This is a genomic window from Streptomyces sp. NPDC004610 (assembly GCF_040609715.1).
Lineage (GTDB): Bacteria > Actinomycetota > Actinomycetes > Streptomycetales > Streptomycetaceae > Streptomyces.
Map to the genome: position 1 here is coordinate 342,322 of NZ_JBEXLA010000003.1, position 21,324 is coordinate 363,645.

At 72.2% G+C, this 21,324-nt stretch carries 2 protein-coding genes (both cut by a window edge); both read left to right on the forward strand.

What is annotated here, in order from left to right; all coding sequences use genetic code 11:
* Positions 1–15,022, forward strand: the 3' end of a protein-coding gene (locus tag ABZX40_RS05405; protein WP_355741752.1) for a non-ribosomal peptide synthase/polyketide synthase. The gene continues 26,540 nt to the left of window position 1, outside the view; the window shows 15,022 of its 41,562 coding nt (coding positions 26,541–41,562); its start codon lies off the left edge, out of view; the stop codon is at positions 15,020–15,022.
* On the forward strand, positions 15,019–21,324 hold part of the coding region annotated (locus ABZX40_RS05410) for an amino acid adenylation domain-containing protein (protein WP_355741750.1) (this coding region is incomplete at its 3' end). The annotated region continues 11,477 nt past the right edge of the window; 6,306 of 17,783 annotated nt are visible. The genes ABZX40_RS05405 and ABZX40_RS05410, both read left to right, overlap by 4 nt.

The following is a 21,324-nucleotide window of genomic DNA, read 5'->3' on the forward strand; positions in this document are numbered from 1 at the left end:
GGGCCGTCCGGGCGGGCTGCGCGGAGTACTGGTCGCCTCCACGGACCTCTTCGAGCGGGCCACCGCCGAACGGCTCACGGACTGGTTCACCCGGGTGCTGGCGACAGTGACCGAGACCCCGGAGATCCCCCTCCGTGCCGTGGCCGTCGTGGATGCCGCCGAACGCGACCGCATCCTCGCCACGTGGAACGCCACGGAGGTGCCGGACGCGTCGGTGGTGGAACTGTTCGAGCGGCGGGCCGCGGCTGCACCGGACGCGGTGGCGGTCGTCGGTGACGGTACGGAGCTGTCGTACAGGGAGCTGGACGCGGCGGCGAACCGGCTGGCGCACTCTCTGCGGGGCCGGGGTGTCGGCCCGGAGTCGGTCGTGGGGCTGAGGCTGCCGCGCGGCCCGGAGCTGGTCACCGGGATGCTGGGCGTGTGGAAGGCGGGCGCCGCCTATCTCCCCATCGATGCACAACTGCCCGCAGAGCGCGTCGAGTTCATGCTCGCGGACGCGGGTGTCGCCCTCGTCCTCGGGTCGGACGACCTGGACCAGCAGGGTCAGCCCAGTGAGACTCCTGGTGTCACCGGTGATCTGGCGTATGTGATCTACACTTCCGGCTCGACGGGGACACCGAAGGGCGTCGCGGTCACGCATGCCGGGCTGACGAACCTGGTGACGGCCCAGGGTGAGCGTTTCGCCGTCGATGACGCCGCCCGGGTGCTCCAGTTCGCGTCGGTGGGCTTTGACGCGGCCGTGTCCGAGGTGTGGGTGACGCTGTGCGCCGGTGGGGTGTTGGTGGTGGGGTCCCGGGACGAGGTGGTTCCGGGTGCGGGGTTGGCGGAGTTGGTGGCGCGTCATGGGGTGACCCATGTGACGCTGCCCCCGGCGGTGCTGGGCGCTCTGGGCACCGGTGATCTGGGGACGGTCACGACGCTGGTGTCGGCCGGTGAAGCGCTGGACGCGGGGTTGGTGGAGCGCTGGGCACCGGGTCGCCGTCTGGTGAACGCGTACGGTCCGACCGAGGTGACGGTGTGTGCCTCGATGTCCGAGCCGCTCGCCCCCGGCGACGAACCGACCATCGGCGCCCCGATGGCCAATACCCGGGTGTACGTCCTGGACGAGGGCCTTCAGCCGGTTCCGGTCGGTGTGACGGGTGAGCTGTATGTATCGGGGGCGGGGCTGGCGCGAGGCTATGTGGGCCGTGCCGGGCTGACGGGTGAGCGGTTCGTGGCATCGCCGTTCGAGGCAGGTCAGCGGATGTACCGGACCGGCGACCTGGCGCGCTGGACGGCGGAGGGTCGACTCGTCTTCGGTGGCCGTGCCGACGACCAGGTCAAGGTGCGCGGCTTCCGTATCGAGCCGGGTGAGATCGAGGCGGCCCTGCTGACCCATGAGGATGTCACCCGGGCCGCTGTGGTGGCCCGTGGCGATGTGCTGGTGGCGTATGTCGTGCCCTCGGTCCAGGACGTGGACGGGCTGCGGGAGCTGGTGGCGTCGCGGCTGCCGGAGTACATGGTCCCGGCCGCCTTCGTGCCGCTGGACGAGCTGCCCCTGACCGCCAACGGCAAGCTCGATCGCCGAGCCCTCCCCGCACCGGAGTACACCTCCGGTGTCGGCCGTGCCCCGGCGAGCGTGCAGGAGGAGATCCTGTGCGCGGTGTTCGCCGAGGTGCTGGGCCTGGAGTCGGTCGGGGTGGAGGACAACTTCTTCCGCCTGGGTGGCCACTCACTGCTGACGGTGTCGCTGGTGGAGCGCTTGCGCGCCCGGGGTGTGTCGGTGCCGGTGCGGGCGCTCTTCGAGTCACCGACCCCGGCCGGGCTGGCGCGGGCGGCGGGGGCCGGGTCGGCGGAGGTGCCGGACAACCTGATCCCGGCCGACGCGCAGCACCTCACCCCCGAGATGCTCCCGTTGGTGGAGCTGGACCAGGCCGAGATCGACCAGGTCGTGGCCTCCGTCGAGGGCGGCGCCGCGAACATCGCCGATGTGTATCCGCTGGCGCCCTTGCAGGAGGGCCTGCTCTTCCACCACCTCATGGCGGCCGACGGCGCCGATGTCTATGTCACCGTCCGGGTGGTCGAGTTCGCGTCCCGGCCCAGGCTGGACGAGTTCGCAAGGGCACTCCAGCAGGTGGTGGACCGGCACGACATCTACCGCACCGGCGTGGTCTGGGAGGGCCTGCGGGAGCCGGTCCAGGTGGTCTGGCGGAGGGCGGCCCTCGCAGTCCAGGAACACCGGATCGACACCGCACAACACACCGACCCCGCGGATGCGCTGCTGGCCGTGGTGGGCTCGGCGATGGACTTGGGTCGGGCTCCGCTGATGGATCTGCATGTGGCGGAGGTGCCGGGTGATGGTGATGGTGATGGGCGGTGGCTGGCCGCGGTGCGGATGCATCACATGTTGCAGGATCACTTGGGCATGGATGTGCTGCTGCGGGAGTTGCGGGCGGTGCTGACGGGCCGGGTGGATGAGCTGGCGCCTGCGCTGCCGTTCCGTAACTTCGTCGCCCAGACCCGCCGGGTCTCGCGGGCCGACCATGAGCGCTTCTTCGCCGGGCTGCTGGGCGATGTGACCGAGCCGACCGCACCCTTCGGCGTCCTGGACGTACGCGGCGACGGCAGCGGTATGGCCACCGAACTGGTCGAGCTGCCCCGCGACCAGGTCGCCCAACTCCGCGCAACAGGACGGGCATTGGGCGTGAGCCCGGCGACGGTCCTGCATGTGGTGTGGTCGCGGGTGCTGGCGGTGCTGTCCGGGCGGGACGACGTGGTCTTCGGGACCGTCCTCTTCGGGCGGATGAACGCCGGTGAGGGCGCCGACCGAGTACTCGGCCCGTTCATCAACACCCTGCCGGTACGGGCCCGGACCAGCCGGGTCGGCGTACGGGCCGCCGTGGAGCGGATGCGGGACGACCTCGCCGGCCTGCTGGAGCACGAGCACGCTCCACTGGCCGTCGCCCAGCAGGCCAGCGGCATCGCGGGCAACACCCCGCTCTTCACCGCCCTCTTCAACTACCGTCACGCCGACCACGCCACAGCCGGCGCCCAACAGGAATCACTCCCCGGCATCCAGCAGGTCTCCCGCCGGGACGGCACCAACTACCCACTGACCATCGCGGTCAACGACCTCGGCCCGGACATCATCAGCTTCACCGTGGAGGCCGTGGCCCCGATCGACGCGAAGGTGGTCGGACGGCTGCTCGCGACGACGACCCGCAATCTGCTCGACGCCCTGAACAACGACTCCGCGCTGCCCCTCGACCGCGTGCCGGTCCTGGACGCGGGTGAGCGGGACCGGTTGCTGCTGGAGTGGAACGACACGGCCGCCGAGCGTCCCGACCTGACGGTGGTCGAGCAGTTCGAGGGGTGGGCGGCCTCGGCTCCGGGTGCGGTCGCGGTGGTGAGCGAGGGCGTCGAGACGTCGTACGGCGACCTCGACGCGGCGGCCAACCGCCTCGCGCACTACTTGCGGGGTCGGGGGGTTGGGCCGGAGTCGGTGGTGGGGCTGCGGTTGCCGCGCGGCCCGGAGATGATCACCGGGATCCTGGGTGTGTGGAAGGCGGGGGCGACGTATCTGCCCATCGATGTGCAACTGCCGACTGAGCGCGTTGAGTTCATGCTCGCGGACGCGGGGGTTGCCCTTGTCCTTGCTCCGGAGGATCTGGACCAGCCGGGTCAGCCGGAGCAGGCTCCCGGTGTCACTGGCGATCTGGCGTATGTGATCTACACCTCCGGTTCGACGGGGACGCCGAAGGGTGTTGCGGTCTCGCATGGCTCGCTGGCGAATCTGGTGTCGGTGTTCGGGCCGGTCATGGGTGCTGGTCCCGGCGTAGGCATCCTGCAATTTGCCTCGTTCAGCTTCGACGCCTCGGTGCTGGATGTGGCCGTGGCGTTGTCGTCCGGCTCGGCGTTGTGGATCGCCAGCGATGAGCAGCGGGAGCACCCGCAGAGGCTCGCGGAGTTGGAGGGTGTGCGGGCGGCGAGTGTGGTGCCGTCGTTGCTGGGGGTGTTGGAGCCGGGGGATCTCGAACGCGTAGAGACCCTTCTCGTGGGTGCTGAGGCGATCAGTGAGGCGGTGGCGCGGGAGTGGTCTGCCGGTCGGCGGCTGGTGAACACGTACGGTCCGACCGAGGCGACGGTGATGGTCGCGGCGGAGACGGTGGACGCCGACCGTCCGGGCCCCGTGCCCTTTGGCCGCCCGATCGCGAACACCCGGCTGTATGTCCTGGACGATGCTCTTGAGCCGGTCCCGGCCGGTGTCGCTGGTGAGCTGTACGTTTCGGGTGCAGGGCTGGCGCGTGGGTATGTGAATCGTCCGGCGCTGACCGGTGAGCGTTTCGTGGCGTCGCCCTTCGACGCTGGCCGGCGGATGTACCGCACGGGTGACCTGGCCCGCTGGACTCCGGACGGTCAGCTGGTGTTCGCCGGGCGCGCTGACCAGCAGGTCAAGGTGCGCGGTTTCCGGATCGAGCCCGGCGAAATCGAGACCGTCCTGCTGACCCACCCGGACATTGACCAGGCCGCCGTGATCGCCCGAGACGAAGCCCTCGTGGCCTACATCGTCCCGTCCGTCGCGGACGTGGACGGACTACGCGACCTCGTGGCATCCCGCCTGCCGGAGTACATGGTCCCGGCCGCCTTCATCGGACTGGACGAACTGCCCCTCACCGCCAACGGAAAGCTGAACCGCCAAGCCCTCCCCGCACCCGAGTACGCGACGGGCGGTGGCCGCGCCCCGGCGACCGTCCACGAGGAGATCCTCTCCACGCTGTTCGCCGAGGTGCTCGGAGTCGAGGCTGTCGGCGTGCACGACAGCTTCTTCCAGCTCGGTGGTCACTCTCTGCTCGCGGTTCGTCTGATCTCGCGGATCCGGGCGGTGCTGGGCGTAGAGGTCGAGGTCCGGGCGTTGTTCGAGGCGCCGACGGTCGCCGGGCTGGCGGCCCGCATCGCGCTAGGCAGTACCGACCAGGCCCGTACAGCCCTGCGGGCGGCTGCGGAGCGACCCGAGCGCATCCCCCTCTCATTCGCTCAGCGGCGCCTGTGGTTCCTGGGCCAGCTCGAAGGGCCGAGTCCCACCTACAACCTCCCCGTGCCGATCCGGCTGACCGGTGTCGACACCGCCGTGCTGAACACTGCGCTGCGGGATGTGATCGGGCGGCACGAGTCGCTGCGGACGGTGTTTCCGGCCGTCGACGGGGAGCCGTATCAGCGGATCCTCGACCCCGCCGACCTGGACTGGGAACTCCAGGTCACCCCACTGGAACCCGCCGAACTCGCCGAAGCCGTGGACCGGGCCTCGCGGTACGCCTTCGAACTCTCGGCGGAGCTGCCGATCAGGGCGTGGCTGTTCCCGGCGGGGCCGGACGAGCATCTGCTGCTGGTGCTGATGCATCACATCGCGAGCGACGGCTGGTCGATGGCGCCTCTGAGCCGCGACCTCTCCACCGCGTACGCGGCCCGGCTGCGCGGCGAGGCCCCCGACTGGCAGCCCCTGCCGGTGCAGTACGCCGACTACGCCCTCTGGCAGCGCGACCTGCTGGGCGAGGAGTCCGACCCGGAGAGCCTGCTGTCGGCCCATGTGGAGTACTGGCGGCGGACCCTGGCCGGAGTGCCGGAGGAGCTCGCGTTGCCGACGGACCGCCCGCGTCCAGCCGTCAGTAGTCACCGCGGCCATGTCGTACCGCTACGGGTCTCGGCCGCCGCACATCACCGGCTCGCGGACCTGGCCCGGTCGGAGGGCGTGACCGCGTTCATGGTGTTGCAGGCCGCCCTCGCGGTCACGCTGTCGCGGATCGGCGGCGGCCGGGACATTCCCATCGGGTCGCCGATCGCGGGCCGTACGGATGAGGCCCTGGACGATCTGGTCGGCTTCTTCGTCAACACCCTCGTCATCCGCACCGACCTGTCCGGCGACCCGGAGTTCCGCGAGGTGCTCGGCCGGGTACGGGAGGCGAGCCTCGGGGCACTGGCCCACCAGGACGTGCCCTTCGAACGCCTCGTGGAGGAACTCGCCCCCGAGCGCTCCCTCGCCCGGCACCCCCTCTTCCAGGTCATGCTCACCGTCCAGAACACCGACCGGGGAGCGCTGGACCTCACCGACGCCGCCGCCAGCGCCGCCGGTAGCGCGTCGGCGGGCGGCGCGGGGACGGCGTCGGCACGGTTCGACCTCGGGCTGTCGGTGTCGGAGGAGTTCGACGCGGACGGCGGTCCGGCCGGGTTCCGGGGGTCGCTGACGGTGGCGGCGGATCTGTTCGACCCGTCGAGCGCCACGCGGATCGCGGAGTGGTTCACCACGGTGGTCGAGACACTGACCGCAGCCCCCGACACCGCACTGAGCGCGGTCGAGGTCCTTGAGGACCAGGAACGGGACCTGGTCCTCCACCGGTGGAACGCCACGGAGACGACCGGGACGGATGTCGGTGTCCTGGATCGGTTCCTGCGGCGGGCAGTGGAGTGCCCGGACGCGGTGGCGCTGGTCGCCGAGGGCGTGGAGCTGACCTACGCCCAGCTCGCGGCGGAGGTGGACCGGGTGGCGGCGGGTCTGCTGGCGGCGGGCGTGGGCCGTGAGTCGGTGGTGGGGCTGTGCCTGCCCCGGGGTGCGCGGATGATCGCGGCGATCCTGGGTGTGTGGCGGGCGGGGGCCGCCTATCTGCCGATCGACCCGGCGATGCCCACCGAACGCCTCTCCTTCATGCTCGCGGACAGTGGCGCGCGGGTGGTCGTACTGGACCGTGAGGTGGAGGGCACCTTCGGTGTTCCGGTGCTGTGGCTGGACGAGTTGCCGGAGGGACGACCTGTGCCCGCGCCTGCGGCGGGTCCGCTGGACCTGGCGTATGTGATCTACACGTCGGGTTCGACCGGGACGCCGAAGGGCGTCGGAGTTACGCAGGGGTCGCTGGCGAACTACGTGGCATCGGCTTCTGCCCGGTTGGGGTGGTCGGAGCCGGGTGCCCGGTACGGGCTGCTCCAGGCGCAGGTGACCGACCTCGGCAACACGGTCGTCTTCGCGAGCCTCGTCTCCGGTGGTCAACTGCATGTGCTGGACGCGGAGGCGGCCACTGATCCCGAGGCGGTCGCGGGCTACCTGGCGGAGCAGTCGGTGGACTCGTACAAGGTGGTGCCGTCGCACCTGGCCGCGCTGACCGGCGCGGCGGGCATCGAGCGGCTCCTCCCGGCCCGGTCGGTGGTACTCGGCGGTGAGGCCGCCTCGGCGGGCTGGGTGCGGGAGCTGGTGACGTCCGCCGCTGCCGAGGGCCGCCGGGTCTTCAACCACTACGGCCCCACCGAGACGACCATCGGTGTCGCCACCGCCGAACTGACACCGGGCATGAGCGCGGTCCCGATCGGTGCGCCGATCGCCAACACCCGCTTCTACGTCCTGGACGACCTGCTGAGCCCCGTCCCGGTCGGTGTCACCGGCGAGCTGTACGTCTCCGGCGCCGCACTGGCCCGCGGGTACATCGCCCGCCCGGCGCTGACCGGTGAACGCTTCGTGGCCTCCCCGTTCGACACCGGCCGGCGGATGTACCGCACCGGCGACCTGGTCAAGTGGACGACCGAGGGCCAGCTCGTCTACCTGGGCCGGGCGGACGCGCAGGTCAAGATCCGGGGCTTCCGCATCGAACCCGGCGAGATCGAGACCGTCCTGCTCACGCACCCGGAAATCCAGCAGGCCGCCGTGATCGCCCGCGAGGACACCCCCGGCGACAAACGCCTCGTCGCCTACATCGTCGCCGATGCCGACACGGCCGGGGTGCGGGACTTCGTGGCAGCGCGGCTGCCCACCCACCTGATCCCCGCCGCCGTCATCACCCTCCCCGCCCTCCCGCTCACCCCCAACGGCAAGCTCGACCGCAAGGCCCTGCCCGCCCCCGACTACGGCACCGGCACCAGCGCTGCGCGCAGCGGGGGTGGTGTGACCGAGGAACTCCTCAGCTCCGCCTTCGCCCATGTACTGGGGCTGGACTCGGTCGGGGCCGACGAAGGGTTCTTCGAGCTGGGCGGGCACTCACTGCTCGCGGTGCGGCTGGTGTCCCGGATCCGGGCTGTCCTCGGTGTCGAGGTATCGCTGCGGACCCTGTTCGAGGCACCGACCGTGGCCGCGCTCGCGGCACGCTTGGCGGACCAGGGTGACACCCGGGCCCGTACGCCGCTGCGGGCGGCGGTGGAGCGGCCGGAGCGGGTGCCGTTGTCGTTCGCGCAGCGGCGGCTGTGGTTCCTCGCCCAGCTCGAAGGGCCGAGTCCCACCTACAACCTGCCGACGGTGATCCGGCTGAGCGAGGATGTCGACGCCGCCGTACTGAACACCGCGCTGCGAGATGTGATCGGGCGGCACGAGTCGCTGCGGACGGTGTTCCCGGAGGTTGAGGGGGAGCCGTATCAGCGGGTCCTCGGCCCCGGTCACCTGGACTGGGAGCTTCAGGTCGTGGCCCCGGCCGGGGCCGATGATTTGGACCGGGCCGTGGCCGAGGCATCCGCGTACGCCTTCGATCTCTCCGCTGAACTGCCCATCCGTGCTTGGCTGTTCGAGGCCGCCCCGGATGTGCGGGTGCTGGTGGTCGTCGTCCATCACATCGCCACCGACGGCTGGTCGCGCGGTCCGCTGAGCCGGGATCTGGCGACCGCGTACGCGGCCCGGCTGCGCGGCGAGGCCCCCGGTTGGGAGCCGCTGCCGGTGCAGTACGCCGACTACGCGCTGTGGCAGCGGGAGCTGCTGGGGGAGGAGTCCGACCCGGACAGCCTGCTCCACACGCAGGTGGAGTACTGGCGGCACACGCTGGCCGGTGCACCGGAGGAGCTGGACCTGCCGACGGACCGGCCGCGTCCGGCGGTCAGCAGCCATCGCGGCCACCGGGTGCCGGTACGGGTCCCGGCGGAGGTGCATCAGCGGCTGGCGGAGGTCGCCCGGTCCGAGGGCGTCACGGTGTTCATGGTCGTGCAGGCCGCCCTGGCGATGCTGATGTCCCGGCTCGGGGCGGGTACCGACATCTCGATCGGGTCGCCGATCGCGGGCCGTACGGATGAGGCGCTGGACGATCTGGTCGGCTTCTTCGTCAACACCCTCGTCATTCGCACTGACCTGTCCGGCGACCCGGAGTTCCGTGAGGTCCTGGGGCGGGTGCGGGAGGCGAGTCTCGGGGCGCTGGCGCATCAGGACGTGCCCTTCGAGCGGCTGGTGGAGGAGCTGGCCCCCGAGCGCTCCCTCGCCCGGCATCCGCTCTTCCAGGTCATGCTGACGCTCCAGAACACCGAGGGGACCGCCTCCCCGCTGGCCGCCTCCACCGGGCAGGGCGACGATCCGCAGGAACCGGCGGGGTCCGTCTCGGCCACCGCCGCGAGGTTCGATCTGGACATCGCGCTGTCCGAGGTCTTCGACGCCCAGGGGCGTCCGGCCGGGGTGCACGGCTTCGTCACCGGCTCGACGGACCTGTTCGCGCCGCCGACCGTCACCAGGATGGCCGCCCTGCTCCTGCGGATGCTGGACCGGCTGACCGCCGCGCCGGAGGTCCGGCTGCACGCCGTCGAGATCCTCGACGCCCCCGAGCGGCAGCGCGTTCTCGCCGACTGGAACGACACGGACGTGCCCATGCCGTCGGCGACCCTGCCCGAACTCTTCGAGGCCCAGGCCCGTCTGACCCCGGACGCGGTCGCCGTGGTGTTCGAGGACACCGAGCTGACGTACGCGGAACTGGACCGCCGCGCGGAGCGCGTCGCCCGTCGGCTGCGGGCGCTGGGCGCGGGGCCGGAGACGGTGGTCGCGGTCGTCCTGGAGCGCGGCATCGAGCTGATGGTCGCGCTGTGGGGCGTACTGAAGTCGGGTGCCGCCTATCTGCCGGTCGACCCGTCGTACCCGGCCGAGCGCGTCGCCCTGCTCCTGGAGGACGGGGCACCGGTCGCCGTCCTCGACGACGCGGAGACGATCGCGCGGCTGTCGACGGGGGATGACCTCCCTGACCCGGGCGATGCCCTCCCCGACCCGGGCGATGACCTCCCTCACCTGCATGCGGGCTCCGCCTCCGCCTCCACCCCCCTCGACCCCCGCCACCCGGCCTACCTGCTCTACACCTCCGGATCGACCGGCCGCCCCAAGGGCGCGCTGATCGCGCACGACAGCATCGTCAACCGGCTGGTGTGGATGCGCGACCACTACCGCATCGGCGCCGGTGACCGGGTGATGCAGAAGACGCCCGTCGTCTTCGACGTATCGGTGTGGGAGCTGTTCTGCCCGCTGATCTCCGGCGCGACCCTGGTCCTGGCCCGCCCCGGCGGACACCGCGACCCGGGATATGTCGCCGACCTCATCCGCGACCGGCGGATCACCGTGCTGCACTTCGTGCCGTCCATGCTGGACGCCTTCCTGCTGCACTCCGGGGAGAGCGCCGCCCGGCTGCCCAGCCTGCGGCATGTGGTGTGCAGCGGCGAGGCACTCTCCCCGGAGACCCAGGCCCGCTTCCACACCGCGTTCACCGGGGTCGCCCTGCACAATCTGTACGGTCCCACCGAGGCCGCCGTCGATGTCACCGCCTGGGCCTGCGACCCGGACCGGGACGACGGCCAGGTCCCCATCGGCGCCCCCGTCGCCCGCACCCAGGTGTACGTCCTGGACGACCATCTGGAGCCGGTGGCCCCCGGAGTGACCGGCGAACTCTACCTGGCGGGCGCTCAGTTGGCGCGCGGCTACGCCAACCGCCCGGCACTCACCGGCGAGCGTTTCGTGGCCGGCCCCCACAGCGGCCCGGGGCAGCGGATGTACCGCACCGGCGACCTGGCGAAATGGACGTACGACGGGCAGTTGCTCTTCGTCGGACGCGCCGACGACCAGGTCAAGGTGCGCGGCTTCCGGGTCGAGCCCGGCGAGATCCAGGCCGTGCTGGTCACCCACCCGGACATCGACCAGGCCGCCGTGATCGCCCGTGACGACACCCTGGTCGCCTATGTCGTGCCCACGGCGGGCGGGGACCCGACCGGGTTGCGGGACCTGGTGGCCTCCCGGCTGCCGGATTACATGGTGCCCGCCGCGTTCGTCACGCTCCCCGAGCTGCCGCTGACCGTCAACGGCAAACTCGACCGCAGGGCGCTCCCCGCGCCCGAGTACGCCACCGGCACCGGCACCGGCCGGGCACCGGCCACCGTCCAGGAGGAACTGCTGTGCACGGCCTTCGCCCAGGTGCTCGGCCTGGACTCGACCGGAGTCGACGACGACTTCTTCCAGCTCGGCGGCCACTCCCTCCTCGCCGTCCGCCTGCTGTCCCGGATCCGGGCCGTCCTCGGCGTCGAGGTGCCGCTGCGGACCCTGTTCGAGGCACCGACCGTCGCCGCGCTCGCCGCGCGTCTCGCGGACCAGGGTGACACCCAGGCCCGTACGCCCCTGCGGGCGGCGGCCGAACGCCCCGAGCGGGTGCCGCTGTCGTTCGCGCAGCGCCGCCTGTGGTTCCTCGACCAGCTCGAAGGAGCCGGACCCACCTACAACATCCCGGTCCCCGTCCGGCTCAGCGGTGACATCGACATCCCGGCGCTGGCGGCGGCCCTGCGCGATGTCATCGCCCGCCACGAGTCGCTGCGCACCGTCTTCCCGGCCGTCGAAGGCGAGCCCTACCAGCACATCATCGACCCCGACGACCTGGACTGGGAGCTACAGGTGACCCGGACCGGGCCCGGCGACCTCGCCGCCGAGGTCGCCCGAGCCGCCGGACACACCTTCGACCTCGCGGCCGAACTCCCCATCCGCGCCTGGCTGTTCCACGCCGAGGACGAGGACGAGGGCGAGGGCGACCCCGGCCCCGGCCCCCGTACGGATACCGGCACCGGCACCGACACCGGTATCACCACCCACCTCCTCATGGTCGTCGTGCACCACATCGCCACCGACGGCTGGTCCATGGGCCCCATGGGCCGCGACCTCTCCACCGCCTACGCCGCCCGGCTGCGCGGCGAGGCCCCCGGCTGGGAGCCCCTGCCGGTGCAGTACGCCGACTACACCCTCTGGCAGCGGAACCTGCTCGGCGACGAGTCCGACCCGGACAGCCTGCTCGCCGCCCAGGTCGACTACTGGCGCCGCACCCTGGCCGGGGCACCCGAGGAACTCACCCTCCCCATCGACCGCCCCCGCCCCGCCGTGGCGAGCCGGCAGGCCCACCGGGTACCCCTGGAGGTGCCGGACACCGTCCACCAGCGGCTCGTCGCACTCGCCCGCGCCGAAGGGGTCACCCCCTTCATGGTCCTCCAGGCCACCCTGGCGGTGACCCTGTCCCGTCTCGGAGCGGGCCACGACATCCCCATCGGCTCCCCGATCGCCGGCCGCACCGACGAGGCCCTTGACGACCTGGTCGGCTTCTTCCTCAACACCCTCGTCATCCGCACCGACCTGACCGGCGACCCGCACTTCCGGCAGCTCCTCGGCCGGGTCCGGGAAGCGAGCCTCGGCGCGCTCGCCCACCAGGACGTCCCCTTCGAGCGGCTGGTCGAGGAACTGGCCCCCTCCAGGGCCCTGGGACGCCACCCGCTGTTCCAGGTGATGCTGACCCTCCAGAACAACGAGCGCGCGGCACTCACCCTGACCGGGGCGCGCAGCGGCGGCGAAGGGGCCGCCCCCGCCGCCTCCGACACCCCCGCCGCCTCCGCCGCTCCCGCCGCCCCCGACGCCGCCGCGATGGCGCCGGGCCGCTACGACTTCTTCGTGTCCGTCGGCGAGACCTTCGACGCCGACGGCCGTCCCGCCGGACTGCGCGGCGCCGTGACCGTCACCGCCGACCTGTTCGACGCCCCGGCCGCGGACCGGATGGCCGGGCGGTTCCTGCGCGTCCTGGACGCCGTCACCACCACCCCCGACCTGCGGCTCCACGAGGTCGACATCCTCGGCGACCAGGAACGCGAACTGCTCCTCGCCGGGGGCGGCACCCCGCTGGCACCGACGCACCGGCCGACCGTCCTCGAACGGTTCCAGGAGCGGGCCGCGGCCGACCCCGACGCCCTCGCCCTGGTCGCGGACGGCACCCGGGTGTCCTACGCCGGCCTGGACGCGGCGGCCGACCGGCTCGCCGGGCGACTGCGCGGCCAGGGGATCGGCCCGGAGCACGTGGTGGGCCTGTGCCTGCCGCGCGGTCTGCCGACGATCACCGCGATCCTCGCGACCTGGAAGGCCGGGGCCGCCTATCTGCCGATCGACCCCCATCTCCCACCCGACCGGATCGCCTTCATGCTGGCCGACAGCGGCGCCCGGCTGGTCCTCACCCCGGAAACGGGTGAGCGCGCGGACACCCTGGGCGGCGTACCGGTGATGTCCCTCGACCCGGCGGCCGGTACCCCGGACGACCGGCCCACGGCCCCCCGGACCGCTGCCTCCGCCCCCACCTCCGCCCCCGCCCAGCTCGCCTATGTCATCTACACCTCGGGATCGACCGGCACCCCCAAGGGCGTCGCCGTCACCCAGGGCGGACTGGCCGACTACACGGCAGCCGCGTCGGCCCGCCTCGACTGGACGGCGCCCGGAGCACGGTACGCGCTGCTCCAGCCGCAGTTCACCGACCTCGGCAACACCGTCCTGTTCCTCAGCCTCATCAGCGGCGGCGAACTCCACATCCTGGACGAAGCCATGGTCATGGACGCCGAAGCCGTCGCCCGCTATCTGAGCGAACACCGTATCGACCACCTCAAGGCGGTGCCTTCCCATCTGACCGCGCTCTCCGCCGCGACCGGCGTCCAGCGGATCCTGCCCGCCCGCTCCCTGGTCCTCGGCGGCGAAGCCGCCCCGGCCGCCTGGGTCGGTGAACTCGTACGAGAGGCCGGAGGCCGCCCGATCCACAACCACTACGGGCCGACCGAGACCACCATCGGCATCACCACCACCCCCCTGACCGCCGACACGGCCGACGCGGGCGTGGTACCCATCGGCACCCCGCTCGACGGCAACCACCTCTACGTCCTGGACGACGCCCTCGCCCCGGTCCCGATCGGCGCGGTCGGCGAGCTGTACGCGGCGGGCGGCCAGTTGGCCCGCGGCTATGTCGGCAGCCCCGCCGCGACCGGCGAACGGTTCGTGGCCAGCCCGTACGGCTCCGCCGGAGCGCGGATGTACCGCACCGGGGACCTGGCCAAGCGCACCTCGGACGGGCGGCTGGTGTTCGCCGGACGCGCCGACACCCAGGTGAAGGTCCGCGGCTTCCGCATCGAACCCGCCGAGGTCGAGGCCGCCCTGCTCAGCCACTTCGCGGTCGCCCACGCCGCGGTGATCGCCCGCACCGACACCCCCGGAGACACCCGCCTGATCGCCTACGTCGTCCCCGAGACACCGGAAACCCCCGAGGGACCCGAGGCCCCGGAGCAGCACACCGCCGCCCCCGGCGAACCCCAGCCGCCCGCTGAAGCGGCCACACCCACACCCCCAGCACCCGGCACCGACCAGGGCACCGCACCCGGCACCGCGATCGGCACCGCACCCGGCACCGACCAGGGCACCGCACCCGGCACCGCGATCGGCACCGCACCCGGCACCGACCAGGGCGCCGCCCCCGGCACCGCGATCGGCACCGCACCCGGCACCGACCAGGTCACCGCACCCGGCACCGACCAAGTCACCCCACCCGGCACCGACCAGGCCATCGCCGCCCTCCGCCGCCACCTCACCCGCCTCCTGCCCGACCACATGATCCCCGCGGCCATCGTCCCGCTGCCCGAACTCCCCCTGACGGCCAGCGGAAAGCTCGACCGCAAGGCGCTCCCCGCCCCCGGCCACCACTCGGCGGCGACCGGCCCGACCCGACGCGAGCCCGCCAACGAGAAGGAAGCGGTCCTCAGCGAAGTGTTCGCCGAAGTCCTCGAACAGGACTCGGTCGGGGTCGACGACAGCTTCTTCGACCTCGGCGGACACTCCCTGCTCGCCATCCGGCTGCTGTCCCGCATCCGCGCCAGGCTGGGCGTGGACGTGAAGATCCGAACCCTCTTCGAGGCGCCGACCCCGGCGGCGCTGGCGGCGAAGTTGGGCACCCAGAAGTCGGCTCGGCCGGCATTGCGTCCCATGCGTAAGGAGAACGAGCGATGATTCCGTTGTCGTATGCGCAGCGGCGGCTGTGGTTCCTGAGCCGGCTGGAAGGCCCGACTCCCACCTACAACCTCCCGCTGGTCGTCACCCTCACCGGGGACCTGGACGTCGAGGCACTCGACGCCGCGCTGCGGGACGTGATCGTCCGCCATGAATCGCTGCGCACCCTCTTCAAGGTCGCCGACGGCGGTGAGCCCTACCAGCACATCCTGGCCCCGGACGACCTGGACTGGGACCTTCAGGTGCGCCGGGTCGCCCCCGCCGAACTGGCGTCGGCGGCCGAAGAGGTGGCCTGGACCGGCTTCGACCTGTCGACCGAGATCCCCATCCGCGCCTGGCTCCTGCTCACGGACACCACCGACGCCGAGGCCGCACCGGACACGGAGGGCGGCGGTCTGCTCGTCCTCTCGGTCCATCACATCGCCGGCGACGGCTGGTCGATGGCACCCCTGGCCCGAGATGTGTCGACGGCCTACGCGGCCCGGCTGCGCGGCGAGGCCCCCGGCTGGGAGCCGCTGCCGGTGCAGTACGCCGACTACACCCTCTGGCAGCGCGAACTGCTCGGCGACGGCGACAACCCGGACAGCCTGCTCGCCGGGCAGGTCGACTACTGGCGGCGGACCCTGGCGGGTGCACCCGAGGAACTGCCCCTGCCCGTGGACCGGCCCCGCCCGGCCGCCCCCGGTCACCGGGGCCACCGCGTCCCCCTGCACGTTCCCGCCGATGTCCACCAGCGCCTGACCGACCTGGCCCGCGAAGAGGGCGCCACCCTCTTCATGGTCGTCCAGGCCGCCCTCGCGGTCCTGCTCTCCCGGCTCGGCGCGGGCACCGACATCCCCATCGGCTCGGCCGTCGCGGGCCGCACCGACGAGGCCCTCAACGACCTGGTCGGCTTCTTCGTCAACACCCTCGTCATCCGCACCGACCTGTCCGGCGACCCCGAGTTCCGGCAGGCCCTGCGCCGGGTGCGGGACGCCAGCCTGGACGCCCTTGACTACCAGGACGTCCCCTTCGAGCGCCTGGTCGAGGAACTCGCCCCCTCCCGCTCCCTGAGCCGCAACCCGCTGTTCCAGGTCATGCTCACCGTCCAGAACACCCGCCGCTCGTCCCTGGACCTGGCCGACGTACGGGCCGCGCGCGGCGGCCAGACCCTGGGCGCGCCGGTGATCGTACCGGCCAAGTTCGACCTGGAGATCGTCGTCGGCGAGCAGTTCGACGCCCAGGGCCGCCCCGCCGGACTGCGCGGCTCCCTGACCGCGTCCGCGGACCTCTTCGACGCCGCCTCCGTGGAGAGGATCGCGCAACGCTGGGCGCGCGTCCTGACGGCCGTCACCGCCCGCCCCGACATACGGCTCGGCGCCGTGGACGTCCTCGACACGGGCGAACGGGACCGCCTCCTGGTGGAGTGGAACGACACGACGACCCCGGACGCGCCGGACGCACCGGGCGCACTGGGCGCGTCGGTGGTCGAGTCGTTCGAGCACTGGGCCGCGTCGACCCCGGACGCGATCGCGGTGGTCAGCGAGGGCACCGAGCTGTCGTACGGCGACCTGGACGCGGCGGCGAACCGGCTCGCGCATCATCTGCGAGGCCGAGGTGTGGGTCCGGAGTCGGTGGTGGGGCTGCGGCTGCCGCGCGGCCCGGAGACGCTCATCGGGATCCTGGGTGTGTGGAAGGCGGGGGCGGCCTATCTGCCCATCGATGCCCAACTCCCCCCTGAGCGAGTCGAGTTCATGCTCGGGGACGCGGGTGTCTCAGTCGTCCTCGGTGTGGAGGATCTGGACCAGCCGGGGGAGTCGGACGTCACGCCGGGTATCGCCGGCGACTTGGCGTATGTGATCTACACGTCAGGTTCGACGGGGACGCCGAAGGGCGTGGCCGTTTCCCATGGCTCACTGACGAACCTGGTGTCGGTGTTCGGGCCCGTGATGGGCGCGGGCCCGGGTGTGGGTCTGTTGCAGTTCGCTTCCTTCAGTTTCGACGCGTCGGTGCTGGATGTGGCCGTGGCGCTCTCATCCGGCTCGGCGCTGTGGATCGCCAGCGATGAGCAGCGCGAGCAGCCGCAGCGGCTGGCGGAGCTGGAGGGCGTGCGGGCGGCCAGCGTCGTGCCGTCGCTGCTCGGTGTGCTGGAGCCTGCCGCTCTCGCGCATGTGGGTCCGATCGTGGTGGGCGCGGAGACGGTCACCGAGGCGGTGGCGCGGACCTGGTCTGTGGGTCGTCGACTGGTGCATGCGTATGGGCCGACCGAGAGCACGGTCATCGTGGCGATCGGGGAGGTGGACGGCGAGCGCTCCGGGCCCGTCCCCTTCGGGCGGCCGATCGCCAACACCCGTCTCTATGTGCTGGATGAGGCGCTTGAGCCGGTGCCGGTGGGTGTGACGGGTGAGTTGTATGTGTCGGGTGCGGGGCTGGCGCGCGGGTATGTCAATCGCCCCGGGCTGACCGGTGAGCGATTCGTGGCGTCCCCCTTCGACGCCGGACGGCGGATGTATCGGACCGGTGACCTGGCGCGCTGGACGGCCGATGGGCAGTTGGTGTTCGGCGGCCGTGCGGATGACCAGGTGAAGGTGCGCGGGTTCCGGATCGAGCCGGGTGAGATCGAGACCGTGCTGCTGTCGCACCCGGAGGTGACCCAGGCCGCCGTGGTCGCCCGTGAGGGTGCCTTGGTGGCCTATGTCGTCCCGGCCGAGCAGGAGGTCGACCGGCTGCGGGAGCTGGTCGCGTCGCGACTGCCCGAGTACATGGTCCCGGCGGCCTTCATGCCCCTGGACGAGCTGCCGCTGACGGTCAACGGCAAGCTGGACCGCAACGTCCTGCCCGCGCCCGAGTACGCCACCGGTGTGGGCCGGGGCCCGGCCACCGTGCGGGAAGAGATCGTGTGCGCGGTCTTCGCCGAGGTGCTGGGCCTGGAGTCGGTCGGGGTGGAGGACAACTTCTTCCAGCTCGGCGGGCATTCCCTGCTCGCCGTGTCGTTGGTGGAGCGGTTGCGCGGCCGGGGTGTGTCGGTGTCGGTGCGGGCGCTGTTCGAGTCGCCGAGTCCGGCGGGGCTGGCGCGGGCGGCGGCGGTCGGGTCGGTGGAGGTGCCGGAGAACCTGATCCCGGCGGACGCCGAGCACATCACGCCCGAGATGCTGCCGCTGGTGGAGCTGGACCAGGACGAGATCGACCGGGTCGCCGCTGCGGTCGACGGCGGCGCGGCGAACATCGCGGACGTGTATCCGCTGGCGCCCCTCCAGGAGGGACTGTTCTTCCACCATCTGATGGCCGGGGGCGGAGCCGACGCCTATGTGACGGTACGGCTGGTGGAGTTCGAGTCGCGGGCGCGGCTGGATGAGTTCGCGGGTGCGTTGCAGCAGGTGGTGGACCGGCATGACATCTACCGGACCGGTGTGGTCTGGGAGGGTCTGCGGGAGCCGGTGCAGGTGGTGTGGCGGCGGGTCGTGCTGCCCGTCGTCGAGCACGTCCTCGATGTCCCGTCCACCGAGCCCGCGCGGTGGGCGGACGCCCTCGTGGCCGCCGGTGGTTCGGTGATGGATCTGCGGCGGGCTCCGCTGATGGATCTGCATGTGGCGGAGGTGGTGGACGGTCGGTGGCTGGGGCTGGTGCGGATGCATCACCTGGTCCAGGACCACCTGGGCATGGATGTGGTGCTCCAGGAGCTGCGGGCGGTTCTGACGGGACAGGTGGAGCGGCTCGCTCCCGCGCTGCCGTTCCGGAACTTCGTCGCGCAGACGCGGGCAGTGCCGCGTGCCGAGCACGAGCGGTTCTTCGCCGGGCTGCTGGGCGATGTGACCGAGCCGACGGCACCGTACGGGCTGCTGGATGTGCGCGGTGACGGCAGTGGTGTGGTGTCGGGTGTGGTGTCCGTGACGGACGAGGTGGTCGCCGGGCTGCGGGAGGTGTCGCGGCGGCTGGGGGTCAGTCCGGCGACGGTGCTGCATGTGGTGTGGTCGAGGGTGCTGGCGGTGCTGTCCGGGCGGGACGACGTGGTCTTCGGCACCGTGCTGTTCGGGCGGATGAACGCCGGTGAGGGCGCCGACCGGGTGCTGGGCCCGTTCATCAACACGCTCCCCGTCCGCGTCCGGACCGGCCCGGTCGGGGTGCGGGCCGCCGTGGAGGGCATGCGGGATCAGCTCGCCGCACTGCTGGAGCACGAGCACGCTCCGCTGGCGGTCGCGCAGCAGGTCAGCGGGGTCGCGGCCGATATGCCGCTGTTCACCTCGCTGTTCAACTACCGGCATGTCACCGGCAGCGGTGGCCGCACCCCGGACGCCGGGGAGGGCGGCGAGGAGCGGCCGGTCGAGGGGATCCGTACGGTCTTCGCCGAGGAGCGGACCAACTATCCGCTGGTGGTGTCGGTCAACGACCGTGGCGCGGGCGGGCTGAGCCTGGGTGTGCAGACCGTCGACGTGCTCGACCCGCAGGCCGTGGGCCGGCTGCTGGCCATCGCCGTCGAGAACACCGTCACCGCACTCACCGTCGCCCTGGACGACGGCCCGGACACCGATCTGCGGGCCATCGACGTCCTCGGCGGCGAGGAGCGGGCCCGGCTGCTGCACGCCTGGAACGACCAGGTTCCGCCGGCCGTCGACGCCACCCTCGCCGACCTCGTCGAACGCCAGGTCGCGGCGGTCCCGGACGCCGTCGCCGTGGTGGCCGGCGGGACCCGGCTCACCTACGCCGAGCTGGACGCCCGTGCCAACCGCCTCGCCCGCCATCTGCGCGGACTCGGCGCCGGTACGGAATCCACGGTCGCCGTCATGCTGGACCGGGGCGCGGAGACCGTCGTCGCGCTGCTCGGCGTCCTCAAGACCGGTGCCGCCTACCTCCCCGTCGACCCGCGCCACCCGGCGGAACGGGTGAGCTATGTCCTGGCCGACGCCGGAGCGGTGGCCGTCGTCACCTCCACGGCATGCCTCCCGCAGCTCGCGGACTACGTACCGCCCACCGTCCACCTCACCGTCCTGGACGACCCGGAGACTCGGGCCCGGCTCGCCGCGCTGGACGCGGCACCGCTCGCCCGGTCGGTCACCCCCGACAACCGCGCCTATGTGATCTACACCTCCGGTTCGACCGGCCGCCCCAAGGGCGTCGCCGTCAGCCACCGCAATGTCGTCGGCATGTTCGCCTCCACCCAGGGGCTCTTCGAACTCGGCCCGTCCGACGTCTGGAGCTGCTTCCACTCCTTCGCGTTCGACTTCTCCGTCTGGGAACTGTGGGGAGCGCTCGTCCACGGGGCCCGCGTGGTCGTCGTCCCCTTCGATGTGTCGCGGTCGCCGCAGCAGTTCGCCCGGCTCCTGGCCGACGAACAGGTCACCGTCCTCAGCCAGACCCCCTCGGCGCTCTACCAACTCCTCGCCGTGGACGAGTTCCGGCCCCGGGACCTGCGGCTCATGGTGTTCGGCGGGGAGGCCCTCGACCACGCCCGGCTGCGCGGCTGGTGGCCGCGCGACGACGACGCCCCCCGCGTCCGACTTGTCAACATGTACGGGATCACCGAGACCACCGTCCACGCCACCCACTGGCGGCTCGGCCCCGGTGACGACGAGACCGGCAGCGTCGTCGGCCGCGGGCTGCCCGGACTGTCGACCTATGTCCTGGACGACTCCCTCGACCCGGCGCCGGTCGGAGTGATCGGCGAACTGTATGTGGCCGGTGACCAGGTCGCCCGCGGCTATGTGGGCCGACCCGAGCTGACCGCCGAACGCTTCGTCGCCTGCCCCTTCGGATCGGCCGGCGCGCGCATGTACCGGTCCGGCGACCTCGCCAAGTGGACCCCCGACGGGCAACTCCTCTACATCGGACGCGCCGACGAACAGATCAAGATCCGCGGCTTCCGCATCGAACCCGGCGAGATCGAGGCCGCCCTCCTCGCCCACCCCGACGTGGCCCGCACCGCCGTCCTGGCCCGCGAGGACACCCCCGGCGACAAACGGCTGGTGGCGTACGTCGTGCCCGCCGACCCCGCCCGCCCCCTGGCCGACCCCGACGCCCTGCGGGCCTTCGTCGCCGGACGCGTCCCGGGCTACATGGTCCCGGCGGCCGTCGTCACCGTCGCCGAACTGCCGCTGACCGCCAATGGCAAACTGGACCGCCGGGCCCTGCCCGCGCCCGAGTACACCTCCGGCGGCGGGCGCGGCCCCGCCACCCTCCAGGAAGAGATGCTCTGCGCGATCTTCGCCGACGTGCTCGGCGTCGACTCCGTGGGCGTCGACGACAGCTTCTTCCAGCTCGGCGGGCACTCCCTGCTGGCCGTCCGGCTGATCTCCCGGGTCCGGGTGGTCCTCGGCGTGGAGATCGAG